This window comes from Streptomyces sp. R11 (assembly GCF_041051905.1).
Lineage (GTDB): Bacteria > Actinomycetota > Actinomycetes > Streptomycetales > Streptomycetaceae > Streptomyces.
In genome coordinates, this window is the sequence record NZ_CP163432.1 from 4,423,844 (window position 1) to 4,442,309 (window position 18,466).

The window sequence follows — 18,466 nt, forward strand, 5'->3', positions numbered from 1 at the left end:
CTTGGACTGGGGGTGTGCTGGGTGAGCGACTGGGGTGTGCTGAGTGGCGGCTGGGGTGGGCTGGGTGAGCTCAGTCACGCTTGCAGATGCGGTCCAGGAGGTTGGCGGTGGCGCGCTGGACTCGGGCGTCGACGTGGCCCGGGCGGTCCAGTGCCGGGGACCACGCGAACGTTCCGGACGCGAAGACCAGGGCGCCGGAGGTGGCGCGGTAGAGGGACGTCTCCTGGTGGCGCAGGGCGCCTTCGCGGTCGGTGTACGGGGAGTGGGCGAGCAGGATGCGCTCCTCGTGCTCGGGGAGCGGGGCGCGCGGGAAGTAGCGGTCGGCTTCGCCCGCGACCATGTCCTTGATCTCGTCGCCCTCGTGGGCACCGGTCGCCTCCCACAGCCAGTGGTCGGCGTTGCGGACGATCAGGGGGTGCGGCTCCGGGACCTGGCCCGCGTACTGGATGCCGATCACCTCCTGTTCGGGGCGGTCGATCTCGCGCCAGAGGACCGAGCGGCCGGGGCCCTTGCGCTTGCGGCAGGTGAGGAGGCGGTCCGGGACGCCGGACGGCGACGGGCCCAACTCCACCTGCCAGTACATGGAGTTGGCGGAGAGGAAGACGAGGGATGTGCCGTTCTCGCGGGCGAGCTCCACGGTGCGGCGCATGTTCGTCGACCAGTACTCGTCGTGGCCGGGGAAGACCAGGCCGCGGTAACGGGTGGGGTCGACGTGTCCTGCGTGCAGGTCGCGGGCGTCGGCGTAGGCGATGTCGTAGCCGTAGCGCTCGGCCCAGCGGATGAAGTCGTAGGCGTGGCCGACGTGCAGGGGCAGACCCGCGCCCGCGTACGGGCGGTCGAAGGAGACGGTCGTGGCGGCGTCGGCCTCACCGAGCAGCCGGCCGTCCTCGTCCCACGCGTGGTAGAGGCTGGCGCCGATACGGCCGTCCTCGGGGTAGAGGTTGTACGCCTGCCAGGTCACGTCGGGGAGGAGCAGGAGCAGGTCCGCGGGGTGGTTGTCGCGGACCGTGAACGGGATGTGGGAGCGGTAGCCGTCGGCGGTGGTCAGGACGGCCACATACGCGCCGATGCTCCAGTACGACGGGATCTGCAGGCGCCAGGACAGCCACCAGTGGTGGCAGGAGACCGTGCGGTCGGCGGTGAGCGGGGGCGGCTGGACGATGCCGGAGAGGCGGGGGCTGGTGGTGATCTTCGCGGCGCCGTCACCGCCGTAGTGGCCGATGCGGTAGATGTCGACGGCGAATTCCTGCGGCGGGTCCACGGTGATGTGGAAGTCGACGGCCTCGCCCGGGGCGACCGCGCCGGTGGAGATGAAGCCCTTGATCTGGCGGCGGACGTCGTCGGCCGAGCGGGGGCCGGCGCTGCGGGGTGCGGGGACCCTCGGGGTGTCCGACGTCGGTGGGTGGGCCTGGCCGTCGACGTACCAGGGGACGACCTGGCCGGTGTCGTCGAAATACGTCACGTTGCCGCGCAGCCAGGGGACCGGGCCCTGACCGAAGGGGTCCGTCACGGCGTGCGCGAGTGCGCCCGACTCCCAGCGGCGGATCTGCTCCGACCCCATGCCCTACCCCTCCCTCGTTCCCCCGTGGTTGTGCATCGAGCGTCGTTTGGTGTGGTGCGCGTCTGCTGCAAGTGCCCTGTGTTGCTTGCGGTTGCTTGCGATGACTTGCGGTTTCTGCCGTGCGACATGGGCTTTTTGTGGCTGTCGTATGTCGTAAGCCCTTGCCATGTGCGCTATCGGTCCCAGCACATCACATTCCGCACGCATCCTGTCACTATTCGTTGCGAATTGGCCGAAAGTGGAACCGGGGGTTCCGACCGCGTACGGCGGGCACGGCCGCCGTCAGACCAGGCGAACCGGCTTCTCCGGGCGTATCCCCGACTCCACCAGCCAGGCCCGCAGGGGAGCCGGGTCGCCGTCCTCGATGAGGCTGAGGACTCCGGGGGTCAGGTCGGCGGCCCGTTCGCCGTTGATGAGGAGCGTGGGGCCGTCGAGCCAATCCAGCCCCGGCACCGCACCGGCGGTGTCCATCGCGGCGCAGCACACCATCGCCGTCACATGATCCGTGAGCAACTCGCGTGAGGTGCGGGGCGGTTGCAGCGGGAAGAGGGGGAGCGCGCCGATGTCCAGAAGAGTCGTACCGGGGTCCGGGGCCGCCGTCCGCTCCGGCGGCGTCGCGGCCTCCTCGCGGGCCAACTCGGCGGTGATGCCGGCGGCGAGAGCGGAGCTGCGCTCGGTTTCCTGGTCGTCGGTCGGGTGGTCGTCGGCCATGGAGGCGTAGGGGGGTTTGGGGGGTTTGGGGGTTGTGGTGGGGGTGGGGGGGCCGGGTGGGGATGACGTGGGCGTCGGCAACCTGCCCGAAGCCGGCGTCCGCCTCGGCGTACCCAGCGCGGTCGGCAGACGCAGCGGAAGCCCGGTCGGGGCTGTCGTCCGCGTCGGCAAACCGACCGATGGTGGCGGCGTCCGCCTCGGGCCTCCGATCACGGTCGGCAGACGCGTCGGAGGTCGGGGCGGTGCCGGCGGGCGTGTCCGTGGGTCGGCGGAAGCCGGCTTCCGTGCGGGTCGTGCGGTTTTGGACGCCGGGTGGCTCGGGGTGGCCTGCGTCGTGGGGGTACGTGGCGGTGGGGCCCGGGGTCGTCAGGTGGTCCAGGACTCGGGACAGGGTTGGGCCGTCGGTTTCCGGGCCCTCGGTGGTGCGGCGGACGCCGAGGGCGTCGAGGACGCGGTGGAGGCGGGCCGCGTCGGTGCGCCATTTGCGGTCGACGACCTCCTCCGGGTACTCCTGCCAGCCCACCGGGGACCAGTCGGGCCCGGGCTCGGCGGGGCCGCCGTGGAAGAGGCGGGCGGCGAGGAGTGAGGCGGCCTCGTCGACCGTGCCGGGCTCTTCGAGCAGGTCGCAGGCGGGGCGCTCGCCCAGCCGGGAGGCGAAACCCTCGGCCAGACGGTCCCGGCGGGAGAGTTCGGTGAGCGCGGCGACGACGCCCGCGTCCAGCCGGGACGGCCAGCGGCCCATCCGCCAGGCGGGCAGCGCGACCCGCGTGAGCAGCCGGTCCCAGCCCGCGTACGCCAGTCCGACCTGTTCCTGCGCGACGATCCGCAGTCCGTAATCCACAGCCTGTGCACGCTCGGCGGCCGCGGCGGCCACGCCCCGCTCCATCTCGGCCGCATGGTCCCGGCAACTGCGCAGCAGCACCCGAGCGACCCAGCCGATGCCCGCGCACACCGCCCGCGATCCCGGGCAACGGCCGCGCGTCGAGGCGACGGCCACGGCGGCGTCCAGGCCCCGGACGAAGCGCCGGGCCTGGGCTATGTCCGGGTGCGCCGAGGGTCCCGTACCGGCGACGACCGGGGCGAGGACCGCGCGCAGCTCGCCGACCCTCATCCACCACAGGAACGGGGAGCCGATGACGAGGACAGGCGCGGCAGGCGTACGGCGGTGGACGCCGCGCGAGCTTCCGCCGCGCAGGCCGTTGAGACCGTCCTCGTCGCGGTCCTCCGCCGGGGGCGGCGGGCCGTGGGACGGGTGGGTGCGGTCCTCCAGCCAGCTGTCGCAGTCCGGTGTGAGCGCTATCGCGGACGGGGCGGGAACGTCGAGGCGGTCGGCGAGGTCGCGCACCAGCCGGTACAGATCCGGGGCCTGCTCCTCGCCGATCGGGACCGTGGGACTGACGGCGGGGCGGGCGCGCGCGACCACCAGCGCGATCGCGGCGGCGGCGAGCAGAACGAGGACGGCGACGGGGGTGACCACCCAGCGGGCGGCATGCCAGCCCGGGCCGACGAAGTGGCCCGTGGAGACGCCGGCGAGCAGCACCACGGCGACCGCCGCGGGCAGCAGGGCGACGGCCAGCGCGCGGCTGCGGATGCGCAGCACCGCGAGGGCCCGGGCACGCGCGGCCTGCGCACCCATCTCCACACCCATACCGGTCACGGCCGGACCTCACCCCCTCCGTGGTGCCCTGGCTGTCCGAACTGTCCTGGCTTTGCTCACTCCCCCACTGTGGCACCCACCACTGACATCGCAATGCCGGTGGGCCAAGTGCCGGAACGCTTGCGCCGCACCCTAGTTGGGGCTTCGGCCCACGTCAGCCGGATGGGGCATCGGTCACTCGATGGAATGGCTTTGGGGAAAGGTGGATGACGGACAGCGATGATCAGGCCCCTGGTCACGGCAGTTTGCGGGGCCTGGTCCCGGACGGTGGCGGGCCCCGGTCCCGGCATGGATCGGGCCCCGAATCGTGAGACGGATTCGGGGCCTTCGGGGTTTATCGGGTCGGGCGCTCGGGGTGGCTATTCGCCCGTCGCCGCCTTCGCCGCGATGTCCGTACGGTGCTGGGAGCCGTCGAGCCGAATGCGGGCCACGGCCCGGTACGCGCGCTCGCGTGCCTCGGTGAGGTCCTTGCCGGTGGCCGTCACGGACAGGACGCGGCCGCCGGCGCTGAGAACCGAGTCGCCGTCCTGCTTGGTACCGGCGTGCAGGACGTACGCGTGCGGAGCGTCCTCGGCGGCCACCTCGTCGAGGCCGGTGATCGGGTCGCCGGTGCGCGGGGTGCCGGGGTAGTTGTGCGAGGCGACGACCACGGTGACCGCGGCGTCGTCGCTCCAGCGCAGGGGCTCCAGGTTGGCGAGTTCCCCCTTGGCGGCGCCCAGCAGGACACCGGCCAGCGGGGTCTTCAGGCGGGCCAGGACGACCTGGGTCTCGGGGTCGCCGAAGCGGGCGTTGAACTCGATGACCCGTACGCCGCGGGAGGTGATCGCGAGACCGGCGTAGAGCAGTCCGGAGAACGGGGTGCCGCGGCGGCGCATCTCGTCGACCGTCGGCTGGAGGACCGTCTCCATGACCTCGTCGACCAGCTTCGGGTCGGCCCACGGGAGCGGGGAGTACGCGCCCATGCCGCCGGTGTTCGGGCCCTCGTCCCCGTCGAGCGCCCGCTTGAAGTCCTGGGCGGGCTGGAGCGGGAGCACCGTCTCGCCGTCGGTGATGGCGAAGAGGGAGACCTCGGGACCGTCGAGGTACTCCTCGATGACGACGCGCTCACACGAGTTCGCGTGCGCCCTGGCCGCCTCGATGTCGGCGGTCACGACGACGCCCTTGCCGGCGGCGAGGCCGTCGTCCTTGACGACGTAGGGGGCGCCGAAGGCATCGAGCGCCTCGTCGACCTCGGCGGGTGTCGTGCAGACGTAGGAACGGGCGGTCGGGACGCCGGCCGCCGCCATCACGTCCTTGGCGAACGCCTTGGAGCCCTCGATCTCCGCGGCCTCCCCGGAGGGACCGAAGACGGGGATGCCCGCCGCGCGGACGGCGTCGGCGACCCCGGCGACGAGCGGGGCCTCCGGCCCGACGACCACGAGGTCGGCACCGAGCCGTTCCGCCAGCGCGGACACGGCCGTGCCGTCCAGGGCGTCGACCCGGTGCAGCTCGGCGACCTCGGCGATGCCGGCGTTGCCGGGGGCGCAGTGCAGCGCGGTGACATCGGGGTCGAGGGACAGGGAGCGGCACAGGGCGTGTTCGCGGGCGCCGCTTCCGATGACGAGGACCTTCACGGGGGTCAGCCTAACGGGGTTTTTGTGCGGGGCGCCGAGGGGCCGGGGGTTCGTGACCTGTACGTTCCTCCAAGGCGCCGTGCCCCGCTACTCGTTCGTGAACTCCTCCACCACGGTCGCCCCCAGCTCCCGCACGATCAGTTCACGGCCGGAGAGCGCCGACTCGTTGAGGTCGGGGTCGTCGTCCTCGGGGATGTCGTCCTCGATGTTCACCGGCGGACGCGGTTCCGGGGCGTATGAGGGGTCGGGCGCCGGGGTCGGGGCGGCGGTCGACGCGGAGGCCTTCGGGGGTGCGGTGGGCGCCGTGGGCGCGGGCTGGGGAGGGGCCGGGCGCTGGGCGGACGTGCCGCCACCGCCGTAGCCGCTGTTGCCGCCGCCAGAGCCGTAGCCGCCGCCTCCTCCGCCGAAGCCCGGGGAGCCGCCCGGTGACGGGGGAGCCGAGCCTCCCCCCGACGGGTCGACGATGGCCTCGATCTTCCACTGGACGTTGAACTGCTCGGCCAGCGCCTGGCGCAGGACGTCCTCGCTGCCGCTGCTCGCGAAGTTGTCACGCGCGCCCGCGTTGACGAAGCCGAGTTGGAGGGTGGTGCCGTCGAAGCCGGCCACCTGGGCGTTCTGGCTGAGCAGGATCCAGGTGAAGCGGCGGCGGTTCTTGACCGCCTCCAGGATGTTCGGCCAGAGCATGCGGGGGTCGACGCCGCTGCTCGGGGGTGTGTGGGCGGGGCCCGTGCCTGCGGTGGGGGCGGGTGCGGGTGTGGGCGCCGGGGGCTGCTGCGGCGAGGGGGCCGGGGTGCCGCCCGCCGGGGCCGCGGGCTGCGTGCCGCCGCCCGCGGGGGTTGCCGTGGGCCAGCCGCCGGGGCGTCGGCCGCCGCCTGCGGGGGCCGCGGTGGGCCAGGCGCCGGGGGCGGCGGCGGGGGCCGCCGGGGCGGGCGTAGGTGTGGATGGTGCGGGTGTCTGCTCAGGGGTGGGCGGAGCCTGGGAGGGCTGGGGTCGGGGGCCGCTCTGCGGCGCCTCGCTCGGGGCTGCGGGTGCGGGCGGGGTCTGCCCCGTGGGCGCGCCCTGCCCCGCCGGGTCCGGGGCGGCCGTACCGCCCATGCCACCCGTACCGCTCGACGGAGCACCGGGACCGGCCGCGGGTGCCTGCCCCGGCCCTCCCGACGCCCGTACGGCAGCCCGGGCCGCGGCGGGACCGCCACCCGGCGGAACCGGCGCGGCGGCCGCTCCCGCGTGGGCGTCGGGGCCGGGCACGTACCCCATCGCGGGCATGCCGGCGCCGCCGCCCGCGGAGAAGTTGACGCCCCGCTCCAGCCGGTCGAGGCGGGCCATCACGGAACGCTCGTCCCCGTACGCCGCGGGCAGCATCACGCGCGCGCAGATCAGCTCGAGCTGCAGCCGGGGCGAGTTGGCCCCCCGCATCTCGGTCAGCCCGTCGTTGACGAGGTCGGCGGCGCGGCTCAGTTCGGCGGCGCCGAAGATGCCGGCCTGGGCCTGCATGCGCTCCAGGACATCGGCCGGGGCGTCGATGAGCCCCTTCTCGGTGGCGTCCGGCACGGCGGCGAGGATGACGAGGTCCCGCAGCCGCTCCAGCAGGTCGGCGACGAATCGCCGGGGATCGTTGCCCCCCTCGATGATGCGGTCCACGACCTCGAAGGCGGCGGCACCGTCGCCTGTGGCGAACGCCTCCACGACGGAGTCGAGAAGCGAGCCGTCCGTGTACCCGAGCAGGGAGGTGGCCATGGCATACGTCACACCCTCCTCCTTCGCTCCGGCGAGCAGCTGGTCCATGACGGACATGGAGTCACGCACGGACCCCGCTCCCGCGCGCACGACGAGCGGCAGCACGCCGTCCTCGACGGGGATGTTCTCCCGGCCGCACACATCGCCGAGGTAGTCCCGCAGGGTGCCCGGCGGGACCAGGCGGAAGGGGTAGTGGTGGGTCCGCGAGCGGATGGTCCCGATGACCTTCTCGGGCTCGGTGGTGGCGAAGATGAACTTCAGATGCTCCGGCGGCTCCTCGACGACCTTCAGCAGCGCGTTGAAGCCGGCCGACGTGACCATGTGGGCCTCGTCGATGATGTAGATCTTGTAGCGGCTGCTCGCCGGTCCGAAGAAGGCCTTTTCCCGCAGCTCACGGGCGTCGTCCACACCACCGTGCGACGCGGCGTCGATCTCGATGACGTCGATGGACCCGGGGCCGTTGCGGGCGAGGTCCTGGCAGGACTGGCACTCGCCGCAGGGGGTGGGCGTAGGACCCTGCTCACAGTTCAGACACCGCGCGAGGATCCGCGCGCTGGTCGTCTTGCCGCAACCGCGCGGACCGCTGAACAGGTACGCGTGATTGACCCGGTTGTTCCGCAGCGCCTGCTGCAACGGGTCGGTGACATGCTCCTGCCCGATGACCTCGGCGAACGACTCCGGGCGATAGCGGCGGTACAGCGCGAGAGACGACACGCATACGAGGTTATAGGCGCCCACTGACAACCCGGCCCCGGCGGTCCAAGCCCCGGGAACGCAAGGGCCCCCCACGCACCCGCCAGAGCCAACCTACCCTTGCTGCCTTCCGGCCCTGGGGGAGTTCAGTCAGATAGCGCCGCGTGAGGGGCTTCCCAGAGAGTACCCGATGTCAGCAGTGGGGAACGAGTTCGCGAGCACTCCTCAACGTCTTGTATTGTTTGCGGCGGAGGATTCGCCTAGAGGCCTAGGGCGCACGCTTGGAAAGCGTGTTGGGGGCAACCCCTCACGAGTTCGAATCTCGTATCCTCCGCCAGTGCCTCACCGGGCACGATGTCGAAGGGCCCCACTGCAAGGTGGGGCCCTTCGGCGTTGTCCTCAGACCTCGTTGTCCTGGTTTTTGTCCACAGCGGGTGGTTCCGGGGGTCCCCAGATGGCTTCGGCGATCTTCCGGGCCACGTCCTTGAGCATGGCGTCCGGCACGTGGAGGTACCGAGCCCGCATGCTTGCGGAGGTGCCCGGCTCCCAACCCATGATCTGGTCGATGACGCGGGCTGGGACACCGAGCAGCATGAGAACGGTGGCGGCCGTGTGCCGCGCATCGTGCAGCCGGCCGTCCCGCACCTTCGCGTCTTCGAGCAGCCGCTTCCAGTCGTTGCATCGAGGCTACGTGTTCAGGGTTCGTTGTCACATGACATCCGCCACCAATCGTTCATTGGATCACGGAGCTCTGTGGCCATCCTCTGGCCAGCAAGGAGCGAACGGTACGGCTCGGTGCAGCGAAGCGGCAGGTCAGAGCCCGTTCAACTCCGCGAAACCGACTGGTCTTGAAAGCCGTCGCAGTTCGAGCAGACCCGCACGGTGGCGATCGGGGGCTGGCGCGCGGTCACCGAAGTGAGCTCTGCGCTCGTCCGCGACACCTGGCCTGTCACAGATCCAGGCGTTATCTGGTCCATGGACGAGAGGGTGCAAATCGGGACATACGACATCGTCCCGCGCCTCGACCCCGAGCCCATTCCGCCATCTCTCCATCGAATGAGGAGACCAGGTCGTCATGACCAGCGCCGCCGACATCACAATCAGTGACCAGCCGAACACGCACGTGATATCCGAGTCGCCGATCGCGATGCTCGACGACGAGGGGACGGTGATCGCCTGGACCCAGGCCGCGCAGCGTGTCGTCGGATACTCCGCCGGGGACATGGTCGGCCGTTCCGCCGAGGCTGTACTGCCATTCCTCGAGAAAACTCCGACGATCTCCGCATTCGTCGAGCAGGACCGTGGCCGGAACGACTGGGCCGGCACGAAGGCGCTGCGCCACCGAAGTCGGCGGATACTCGACACCGTCGCGCGCGTCTCGGCGCTGCGAGGGCAGGACGGATCGCGCCGGTGGCTCCTGTCCATGAGCGCCGCCGCGGGGCCCGGGACAGTGGCGGACGGCGAGGAGCAAAGGGTGCTTCTCGCTCGCGCACCGGTCGGCATCGTCGTTCGTGACCTGCGGCTGCGGTGCACCTGGACGAACGACGCGATGGAGAGCCTCGACGGCATTCCCCCGGAGCGGCGCTTCGGGCGCCGGCTCACCGATGCGCGGTCCGATGCCAAGACCGAAGCGTTCGAAGCGGTGATGCGGCAGGTACTGGCCAGCGGCACCCCCAAGGTCCACGAGTACCGAGCCTGGCTGGCGACGGGTCCGAGTCGGGGGCACACGATGCGAGCCTCGTGCTTTCGCCTGCAGGGCGCCGACGGGCAAGCGATGGGCCTGTGCACCATCAGCGTCGATGTCACCGAGAGCCGGAGCGCCCGGGATCGCCTCGCCGTCCTCAGCCAGGCCGGCACCCGTCTCGGTAGGAGCCTGGACGTGATGCAGACCGGACAGGACCTGGCGGACCTCGCCGTGCCCCTGTTCGCCGACATCGTCGCCGTGGACCTGGAGCAGTCTGTTGCGCTGGGCGAGGGGCCGCCGGTCCGCTTCGGAATGACCGGAGAGCGTCTTCCCTCCCTCCGACGTGCCGGTATGTCCTCGATCCGCCAGGGCGAGTCAGAATGTCCGTGGTTGCGCGGTGAGCCGATCCGCGTACCACCCGCCTCGCCCCTCACCGACATCGTCGGCACCGGGAGGTCTCACCTGGAGCCGATCGTGGACACCGTACCGGGCACCTGGATCGACCAGGATCCGGCACTGGCCCGGAAGGTCCGCAACACTGGCACCCGCTCGCTGATGATCGTCCCCATCCGCGCGCGGCGCACCCTGCTGGGTGTGGTGTTGTTCGTCCGCACCGAGGACCCGGCGCCCTTCCAGGAGGTCGATCTGCTCCTGGCCGAGGAACTCGTCGGCCGCGCCGCGCAGTCGTTGGACAACGCCCGTCAGTACGCACGTGAGCAGACCACAGCCCTCGCCCTCCAGCGAAACCTGCTCCCGCACAGTCTGAGGGGTGGCACGGCAGTCGAGGCGGCATCGCGCTACCTACCCGCCGACATCGACCTCGGTGTCGGGGGCGACTGGTTCGATGTGATCCCGCTGTCCGGCGCCCGGGTGGCCCTCGTCGTCGGTGACGTGGTCGGGCACGGCCTCAACGCCGCCGCGACGATGGGCAGGCTCCGCACCGCGGTCCACACACTCGCCGATATGGAACTGCCCCCCGACGAACTGCTGACCCGTCTCGATGACACGGTCCAGCGGCTGGCGGAGGACGACGCCGAGGCCCCGGAGGAGGCCCCCACGGCGGTGGGTGCCACGTGTCTGTACGCGGTCTACGACCCGGTCACCCGGAAGTGCACGATGGCCGGGGCCGGGCACCCGCCGCCCGCGATCGTCGACCCGCAGGGCCGAGTGACCTTCCCCGCCCTTCCCACCGGCACGCCACTGGGCATCGGAGCCGGAGTGCCGTTCGAGTCGGTGGAACTGGAGCTGGCCGAGGGAAGTCTCCTCGCCCTGTACACCGACGGCCTGGTCGAGACCCGCGACCACGACATCGACGAGGGAATGCGCCGATTGGGCACCGCTCTCTCACAACCGGGGCGGTCCCCCGAAGATCTGTGCACAAGCGCGATGGAGAACTCCCCGAGTCAGGCGCCGTGCGACGACGCCACCCTGCTCCTCGTACGCACGCGCTCGCTCAGCCCGGATCACGTCGCGTCCTGGACACTCGCGAAGGACCGCACAACTGTCCCCCTCGCTCGGCATCTTGCCGCCTCGCAGCTGTCCGAATGGGGCCTGGAAAGCCTCCAGGACTCCACGCAGCTGATCGTCAGCGAACTGGTCACCAACGCTCTCCGCCACAGCTCGGGGCCCGTCTGCCTGCGTCTGATCCGGCACCAGGCCCTGAGCTGCGAAGTATCCGATTCCGAAGCATGCTTTCCACGTCCGCGCAGCCCTCGCGCCACCGACGAGAACGGCCGCGGCCTCATCCTGGTGTCCCAGCTGTCCCGTCGCTGGGGATCCCGGTCGATCCCGGGCGGCAAGACCGTCTGGGCCGAAGTGGACCTCGCCACGGCATTCTCACCCGCACAGGCCGCCGTCGGGCAGCCCGTACAGGAGAAACCGGACCACCCCTCCTTGTTGCCGCCCTCCAGCAGCCACGGATCCACGCCTCCGTCCTCGGCCGGCCCGTCCGCTTGGCTTGCCGCCGTGTGACCTGCCCGCGGAGGCGACGTCTTGCTGTGCTGGGAGACGATGCCGAAGGCGCGGGCAGCCCAGAACATCCGGACCTGTGCCAGCCCGCTTCGGGGCACCCTGGTGCAGAGTCGGCGAAGGCTGCCTCAGTGGTTCAGCGAAGCCAGGTAAGGAGCTAGTTTGGCCGGATTCGCGACCCACATGAGGCGTTCGATGCCTCGTGCCGATACATCGGCGTTCAGCTCGTCCCGAAGCAGCCGCTTCCAGATGTGGAAGTCGGTGTTTGTGGAGAGGACGAGACGAAAAGCAACGGTGACTGCTGGTGACTGCATGGTCTTGGCCTGGCGGCGGGAGCCGTCTGGGCTGGAGCCCGCGCGTTGAGCCGCGGCCGCCCGCCAGTGCTGAGGCTGGGACACGGTGTTGCAGCGATCGGCCTCTTTGCCGCACTCGCGGAGCACTTCCAGACGACTTAGCCTGAGATCAAGGGGATCGAGTGAAAGGGAGCATTAAGATGCATTTTGTCCTGCTCGCGACCCACGATCCGGAAGTCTGTCCGACCGCCAACGCGACGACGCGCGACCTGATGCTCAAGACCGCTCCCGACATGCCGAACCTCGCCCAGAAGGCAGGCGTCGACATCGTGGCTGGTCCCTTCGTCAACCGGGAGCACACCATCGTCGCGGTCGTACAGTCCGACAAGGTCGAGAATGTCGACCGCTTCCTGATGGAGGCTCGCCTCCCCCACTGGAATCGCGTCCGCGTGCTGCCGTCGCTGACCATGGAAGAAGGTCTCGCCGAAGTCCAAGCGCAGACGCCGATCTTCTGACCCAACCGCTCAGGCATGAGGCGGTGCTTCGGTGCGGGCGCCGCCCATTGTCACGAACCGGGGGCCCGCGCCCCAGCCGTGCCCGATCGAGCAGCCTTCACCTGCGGTGGGGGCGGGATTTGAACCCACGGTGACATCGCTGCCACGACGGTTTTGAATATCGTCGACGGATTCGACTCCGGTCACGCGCGCCTCGGGACTCGGATCAGCGGATCGAGTGTTGCGGGCGGCTGAAGAGGTCAGCCCCGCTGCAGCGCGGCAAGACCCTTCTGCAGGTCTTCGCTGTTCATCACCGGCTGGATCTCGATCTTCGCGCCGAGTCCCTCGAAGAGCGGTTCCGCGATCGTGGGCAGCAGTGAACTGTCCTGCATGTCGAAGACGAAGGTGCAGGACCGCCCGCCCTCGCTGGGGCCGAAGTAGGCCGCCTCAGGCTTGAGTCGTTCCGTCAGCGACTGCATGATTTTCGGCAGTGTGCCGTTCTTGAGTGCCTCATTCGAGATCTGGGTGTCCAGATGCGCTCTCAGCATGACCCTCATCGCACGCGCTCCTTTCGACCGGCGCGATCCCGTCCGCGCTCGCTGAGACCCGGTTACGTCCCGCTCAGCCTCTCCCCGAGTGATCAGGGCAGCAACATCTCGTCCTCCGTCCGTGTCGCAGGTCGCGATCAAGGGCGAGATCGTCGGCATGGATCTCGCGACCCGGGAGCCGCACCAGGTGAGTGTCTGACTGCGTGACAACGCCGACGAACAACGGCGGACGAGCGCGAACGTCTGCGGACCATCAGCGCAGGCAAGGGGCACACCAGCCCAAGGCATAGCCCTCGCCCAGGTTGCTTCGAGACGAAGCGGTCCTGTCGCAAGACGGCTGGGAGGGCGGCGCGCCCGCGCGACTACTACTAACCGCCTGTCTCCGATCACGGTCCAGGCCGTCAGTCCCTACTGCTAGAACACGGGCATGACCTACAGGTTCACAGCGTCGATCGCTTGCGGGCTCGACACTCCAGACGAAGCCGACTGCGTGATGGCAGGGGTGGCCGAGTCGGACGACGAGGAGGCGTTCTCCTTGTTGTTCATGTGCAGCTTCGACGAGCCCGATGCACAGGACAGGCGCCTCGGCGTGGACACGCACTGTGTTGTCACACCTGACCAGAACACCGCCTATGGCTGTATACGCGAAGTGGAACTGGACGGTGACGTGCTACGGGTGACATTGGACCCTTCGTCGTTGGACGCCCTCGGCTTGGCCGATCCCGTCGTCGAAGCCTCCCTTCGAGCGCCGGCGGCGGACGTGGCACGCCTCCGCGAAGTGCTGCCGCGCATAGTGACGTACGGGCGCCCAGACGCCCGCCCGAGACTGATCGAGAGGAAGCGAGCACAGCGCCCGAGTGAAGAGTCCATACCGAGCTCGCCTGGCGCCACGGATCAACTGGCTCCTGACATCGGCGGCTGACATCCACGACGCCGGACGGGTGCGGGGGCGGGCCGCCTACACACGCGCGTTTCCCGCGCCACCGTTCGAGCCGTTCGGTGTGTCCGCAACTGGTGCGAGGGGCCCGGCCTCACCGGGCAGGATGTCGAAGGGCCCCACCGTTCGCGGTGGGGCCCTTCGACGTTGTCCGCCTCGATCGGTCAGAGGGGCACGCCAAGACGTAGGCGCGATCTCTACGGAAAAGCGCGTGGCGCTGTCCATCCGTGGAAGGGACGGGCAGCGCCACGCGTGGAGCCGGAGGCTTGGCCGGGGCTTAGCCGGGGAACGGCTTGCTGGCCTCGTCCTCAGCCTTGATACAGGCGTTGAGCTTCTTCTGGATGGCGGCCGCCTCGTTGAGCGCCCTGTTGGCCGCCGCGGTCTCGCCCAGCTGCTTCAGCTTCGCGGCCTTGGTCTTGAGGTTGGCGATCTGCTGGCGCATCTCGTTCTTGTTGCAGGTGATGGCGGCCTTGGTGGAGACCACGCCATCGGCGGACGGGGCGGCCTGAGCGGGCACCGACGTGATGAAGAGGCCGCCGACGATGGCCGCGGAGACGGCCAGGGCGGAGAAGCGCTTGGTCATGAGTTGTTCCCCCAGTTAGGGCTTGCAATGGTCGGAGTGGATCTTACAGAGCACCCGAACTCGCCAGTAACCTGCCTCGCGACCGCCCAAAGCTGCTGTCAGCCGCCCGTCTCCGGGCCCCAGCGCTCGGGCCCCACGCCGCGCCAGTCGATCCAGGACACCTCCGCCACGTCCGACGGGTCGATCTCCAGCCCGGCTCGGCGGAGGAACTCCGCCACGTCGGCCACGTTGTGGGCCAGCCCGAGGATCTCGCCGTCCACGCGCACGCGTCGGCCTCCTGTGGCGGACGGCGGGTGCACGGTCACGCGTATCGGTGCGGACATGTCCTCAGGATCATCCGGGAAGTCGGGCCTTGCACCCCAGCTCGTCATCGACGATGCCACCCATGGCCGTCCCCGGCCGAACGGCTCAGGTCACGCAGTTCCCACCACGCGGCGGGGCTGGGGCGCCGTTGCTGCCAATAGGGGTGGAAGAAGACCTTGGCCGACAGCCGGTACAGGCGCCGGCGCAGCTCCGTGCGGCCGGGCCGTTCGGCCAGTTGCCGGTAGGTGGCGCTCCACTCCCGTTGTGCCTGGGCGAGGTCGTCGGGAAACGTTCGCATGGCCAAATTCAATCATGTGTTCGATTTTTCAGGCCACACCAGTGAGCCGCTAGCGTTGGATGCCATGATCGTGTGGATCAACGGCACCCACGGTGCGGGCAAGACGACGACCAGTGCGCTCGTGCAGCGGCTGCTCCCGGACTCCCGGGTGTTCGACGCCGAGAAGGTCGGCGAGACACTCATGGACATCACACCGGGGCTGCCCGGGACGGACAACTTCCAGCACTGGCCGCCGTGGCGGCCGCTCGTCGTCGAGACCGCCCGCCGCGTACTCGACTACACCGGCGGCACTCTGGTGATGCCGATGACCGTCCTGGTCGAGGAGTACTGGCGCGAGATCAGCGCGGGCCTCGCCCACCATGGCATCCCGGTACGGCACTTCGTCCTCCACGCCGACCAGGAAGCCCTCCGCGGGCGCATCGCGCGGGACACGGTCCTCGGCCCCGACTCCCCGTTCCGCCTCAGGTACCTCGAGCCCTACGCCGAGGCGGCCCGCACATGGCTGCACGCCGAGGCGGAGGTCGTCGACACCACGCACCTCACACCCGCCCAGGCCGCCGCGCAGATCGCGGAAGCCGTCAAGGGCTGAGGTCAGGCCGCGGTCTCCGCCAGGTGGTGGAACGCCCGCGTGGTGTCCGGATTGGCCATCTCGTCCAGGAGGTGGCGCCAGTCGGGGTCGGTGGCGGGGTGGGACACGTCCCAGGCCATGAGGAGTGGGGTGAGGTCGGTCTCGTGGGGTGTCTCGGTCTGGTCGTCCATGGGGGTGCTCGGGGTCGGCAGCAGGTTCATGGCCGGTTTCCTTCCGCGCGGGAGCCCAAACCTCTGGGATGCGTGGGGTTATCGGACCCGCCGTCAGACGCCGGCCGGCAGCACCGGCTCCAACGGCTGTTCCGCCCAGATCGTCTTGCCCTTGGCCGTCTGGCGGGTGCCCCAGCGCTGGGTGAGCTGGGCGACGAGGAGGAGGCCGCGGCCACCCTCGTCGTAGCTGCGGGCGCGGCGCAGGTGGGGGGCGGTGTTGCCGCCGTCGGAGACCTCGCAGATGAGGGAGTCGTCGTGGGTGAGGTGGATGAGGCGGAGCTGGATGGGGGGTTCCGCGTGCCGGATGGCGTTGGTGACGAGTTCGCTGACGACCAGTTCCGTGACGAACGCGGCGTCCTCCAGGTCCCACGCGTCCAGCTGGGCCAGCGCGTCCTTGCGGGTCTGGGCGACGGCGGAGGGGTCGGCCGGTACGTCCCAGGTGGCGACCTGGGAGGCGTCGAGGGCGCGGGTGCGGGCGAGCAGGAGCGCCACGTCGTCCGGTGGGCGGGGCGGGAGCAGGTCGGTGAGGATCCTGTCGCACAGGCCGTCCAGGGTCGGCTCCGGCCCCGTGAGCAGGTGGCGCAGGCGGAGCATGCCGTCGTCGAGGTCGCGGTCCGGGGACTCGATCAGGCCGTTGGTGTAGAGGGCGAGCAGGCTGCCCTCCGGCAGGTCGATCTCGGCCGCCTCGAAGGGCAGACCGCCCAGGCCCAGCGGGGGGCCGACCGGGAGGTCGAGGACCTCGGCGATGCCCTCGGGGCTCACCACGGTCGGCAGCGGATGCCCGGCCCGGGCCAGCGAACAGCGCTGGGAGATCGGGTCGTACACCGCGTACAGGCAGGTCGCGCCGACCTCCCCGGCGGGCTCGGAGTACTCCTCGACCGGTCGGCCGACATCGGGTTCCGTGGACAGGCGGGCCACCAGGTCGTCGAGGTGGGTGAGCAGTTCGTCCGGCGGCAGATCGATGTCGGCGAGGGTACGTACGGCCGTCCGCAGCCGGCCCATCGTCGCGGAGGCGTGGATGCCGTGGCCGACGATGTCGCCGACGACCAGCGCCACCCGAGCCCCGGACAGCGGGATCACGTCGAACCAGTCACCGCCGACACCGGCGTGCGCGCCGGCCGGGAGATAGCGGGACGCCACCTCCATCGCCGCCTGCTTGGGCAGCCGCTGCGGCAGCAGGCTGCGCTGCAGCATCACCGCGGTGCCTCGCTCGCGGGTGTAGCGGCGGGCGTTGTCGATGGAGACGGCCGCTCTGGCCGCCAGTTCCTCGGCCAGCACCAGGTCGTCCTGCTGGAAGGACTGGGACTTGCGGTGGCGGGTGAAGACGGCGACACCCAGGGTGGTGCCGCGGGCCGTCAGGGGCACCGCCATCACCGAATGGACGCCGAACTCGCGGACCCGGGCGGCCCGGGCCGGGTCCCGGGCGACCAACCGCGTGATCTCGGGGTGCGTCATCTCGTACACCTTCGCCCGCCCCGAGCGGAGCGCCACGACCGGCGCGGTGCCCTCCGGGTACTCGTCCACGTCACCCAGGGCTACGACCGTCTCCGGCATGCCCGGCGTCACGGACTGGTGCGCGGCCCGTCGCATCACGACAGGGCCGGGCGGCGGCCCGCCCTCCGGGAGCGGCTCGTGCAGGTCCTCCAGGGAGGTCAGCAGGTCGACCGTGGCGAAGTCGGCCAGTTCCGGGACCGTCACCTCTGCCAGCTCCTGCGCCGTACGCATCACGTCGAGGGTGGTGCCGATGCGCCGGCCCGCCTCGGCGATCAGCTGGAGCCGCTTGCGTGCCCAGTGCTGCTCGGTCATGTCGTGCGCGGTGAGGCAGACGCCCCGTATCTCGCCTGCCTCGTCGCGCAGGGCCGACAGGAAGATCGACCAGGCGTGCTCGCGGGTCTCACCGGCGGCGCGCAGGAAGTTCTCGTTGTACTGCGGCTCGCCCGTCTCCAGGACCCGCACCATGCTCTGCTCGGCCCGGTCGCCGGCTGGGTCGTCCACGATCTCGTTGACCCGCAGCCCGACCATGTCCGCCTCGGTGAGGGCCACCGAGCGTTCCATGTCCGCGTTGGCCCGGCAGAGCCGGAGCCGGGTGTCGTAGAGCGCCAGCGCGCAGCACGGAGACTGGGCGAAGCTCCAGGTCACGAACGGATCGTCGGCGGGTGGTGGGGGCTGCTGCCTGCCCAGGGCCGACACCAGGAACCATTCGCCGGTCCTGTGGTGGCCGAGGACCTTGATCTCCAGCCGTCGGCCGTCGCGGTGCCGGAGAGGGACCTTGCCGTGCCATCTCGGCAGCTGGGCGAACGGGGGCAGGTCCGGCGGGACCGGCCCGGCCAGCAGCTCGGCCGCCGGTCGCCCGACGGTCTGATCGGCCGAGTAGCCCAGGAGCTGCTCGGCGCCCGCGTTCCACCCGGTCACCGTGCCGTGTTCGTCGACGGTGACGCGGGCCGTGAGCGCCTCGCCGACCACATCGTCGAGCGGACGTGTCGTCCGGCCGGTGATGACGGGTTCGTCCATGATCGTTCATCTCGCTCTCGCCGAGATTCACCGGGATCCTGAACCGGCCCGCGCACGTCGGGCCGTCGCTTCGAGAT

At 70.6% G+C, this 18,466-nt stretch carries 14 protein-coding genes, 1 tRNA gene, 1 other RNA gene and 1 pseudogene; 5 read left to right on the top strand and 12 right to left on the bottom strand.

Going from position 1 to position 18,466, the window contains the following annotated elements; genetic code table 11:
- Nucleotides 1-70: 70 nt before the first annotated feature.
- From AB5J55_RS20190 to ffs, 5 genes are all read right to left on the bottom strand, one after another.
- Nucleotides 71-1,561, bottom strand: a complete 1,491-nt coding sequence (locus AB5J55_RS20190; RefSeq protein WP_369272030.1) for a N,N-dimethylformamidase beta subunit family domain-containing protein — start codon at nt 1,559-1,561, stop codon at nt 71-73.
- A gap of 214 nt (nt 1,562-1,775) precedes the next feature.
- Nucleotides 1,776-3,920: a hypothetical protein gene (locus AB5J55_RS20195; protein WP_369276239.1), complete on the bottom strand. Its 2,145-nt coding sequence runs from the start codon at nt 3,918-3,920 to the stop codon at nt 1,776-1,778.
- 368 nt (nt 3,921-4,288) lie between these two features.
- A complete protein-coding gene (gene purD, locus AB5J55_RS20200; RefSeq protein ID WP_369272031.1) occupies nt 4,289-5,542 on the bottom strand; it encodes a phosphoribosylamine--glycine ligase in 1,254 nt (417 codons plus the stop codon).
- Between the two features lie 87 nt (nt 5,543-5,629).
- Nucleotides 5,630-7,993, bottom strand: coding sequence for a DNA polymerase III subunit gamma and tau (locus AB5J55_RS20205; RefSeq protein ID WP_369272032.1), 2,364 nt, complete (start codon nt 7,991-7,993; stop codon nt 5,630-5,632).
- Between the two features lie 60 nt (nt 7,994-8,053).
- An RNA gene (gene ffs, locus AB5J55_RS20210) (signal recognition particle sRNA small type) lies at nt 8,054-8,148 on the bottom strand.
- Between the two features lie 73 nt (nt 8,149-8,221).
- Between ffs and AB5J55_RS20215 the strand changes: the two genes are divergently transcribed.
- A tRNA-Ser gene (locus AB5J55_RS20215) sits at nt 8,222-8,309 on the top strand.
- A 62-nt stretch (nt 8,310-8,371) separates the two neighbouring features.
- Here AB5J55_RS20215 and AB5J55_RS20220 read toward each other — a convergent pair.
- Nucleotides 8,372-8,650, bottom strand: a pseudogene (locus tag AB5J55_RS20220) (tyrosine-type recombinase/integrase); the annotation flags it as partial.
- 397 nt (nt 8,651-9,047) lie between these two features.
- On the opposite strand from AB5J55_RS20220, the gene AB5J55_RS20225 reads away from it, so the two are divergent.
- Together AB5J55_RS20225 and AB5J55_RS20230 are read left to right on the top strand one after the other, a co-directional pair.
- Nucleotides 9,048-11,627, top strand: a complete 2,580-nt coding sequence (locus tag AB5J55_RS20225; RefSeq protein ID WP_369272033.1) for a SpoIIE family protein phosphatase — start codon at nt 9,048-9,050, stop codon at nt 11,625-11,627.
- A 490-nt stretch (nt 11,628-12,117) separates the two neighbouring features.
- Nucleotides 12,118-12,432, top strand: coding sequence for a hypothetical protein (locus tag AB5J55_RS20230; RefSeq protein WP_369272034.1), 315 nt, complete (start codon nt 12,118-12,120; stop codon nt 12,430-12,432).
- Nucleotides 12,433-12,671: 239 nt separating this feature from the next.
- Here AB5J55_RS20230 and AB5J55_RS20235 read toward each other — a convergent pair whose 3' ends face one another.
- Complete coding sequence (locus tag AB5J55_RS20235; RefSeq protein ID WP_369272035.1) at nt 12,672-12,968, bottom strand: DUF3303 family protein; 297 nt, start codon at nt 12,966-12,968, stop codon at nt 12,672-12,674.
- 418 nt (nt 12,969-13,386) lie between these two features.
- Between AB5J55_RS20235 and AB5J55_RS20240 the strand changes: the two genes are divergently transcribed.
- Nucleotides 13,387-13,881 (top strand): Imm10 family immunity protein, encoded by a 495-nt coding sequence (locus tag AB5J55_RS20240; RefSeq protein WP_369272036.1) that lies wholly within the window; start codon nt 13,387-13,389, stop codon nt 13,879-13,881.
- Nucleotides 13,882-14,173: 292 nt separating this feature from the next.
- Here AB5J55_RS20240 and AB5J55_RS20245 read toward each other — a convergent pair whose 3' ends face one another.
- The 3 genes from AB5J55_RS20245 to AB5J55_RS20255 all read right to left on the bottom strand — a co-directional run bounded on the left by AB5J55_RS20245 (nt 14,174) and on the right by AB5J55_RS20255 (nt 15,080).
- Nucleotides 14,174-14,479, bottom strand: coding sequence for a hypothetical protein (locus AB5J55_RS20245; protein WP_369272037.1), 306 nt, complete (start codon nt 14,477-14,479; stop codon nt 14,174-14,176).
- Between the two features lie 98 nt (nt 14,480-14,577).
- A complete protein-coding gene (locus AB5J55_RS20250; RefSeq protein ID WP_369272038.1) occupies nt 14,578-14,802 on the bottom strand; it encodes a hypothetical protein in 225 nt (74 codons plus the stop codon).
- A 44-nt stretch (nt 14,803-14,846) separates the two neighbouring features.
- The gene (locus tag AB5J55_RS20255; RefSeq protein ID WP_369272039.1) at nt 14,847-15,080 is read right to left on the bottom strand and encodes a hypothetical protein; all 234 of its coding nucleotides are present in this window, start codon (nt 15,078-15,080) and stop codon (nt 14,847-14,849) included.
- Nucleotides 15,081-15,144: 64 nt separating this feature from the next.
- Here AB5J55_RS20255 and AB5J55_RS20260 point away from each other — a divergent pair, with 64 nt between their 5' ends.
- Nucleotides 15,145-15,669, top strand: a complete 525-nt coding sequence (locus tag AB5J55_RS20260; protein ID WP_369272040.1) for an AAA family ATPase — start codon at nt 15,145-15,147, stop codon at nt 15,667-15,669.
- A gap of 2 nt (nt 15,670-15,671) precedes the next feature.
- On the opposite strand, the gene AB5J55_RS20265 is transcribed toward AB5J55_RS20260, so the two are convergent.
- Nucleotides 15,672-15,869, bottom strand: a complete 198-nt coding sequence (locus AB5J55_RS20265; RefSeq protein ID WP_369276491.1) for a hypothetical protein — start codon at nt 15,867-15,869, stop codon at nt 15,672-15,674.
- Nucleotides 15,870-15,932: 63 nt separating this feature from the next.
- Nucleotides 15,933-18,389, bottom strand: coding sequence for a SpoIIE family protein phosphatase (locus AB5J55_RS20270; RefSeq protein ID WP_369272041.1), 2,457 nt, complete (start codon nt 18,387-18,389; stop codon nt 15,933-15,935).
- Nucleotides 18,390-18,466 lie beyond the last annotated feature (77 nt).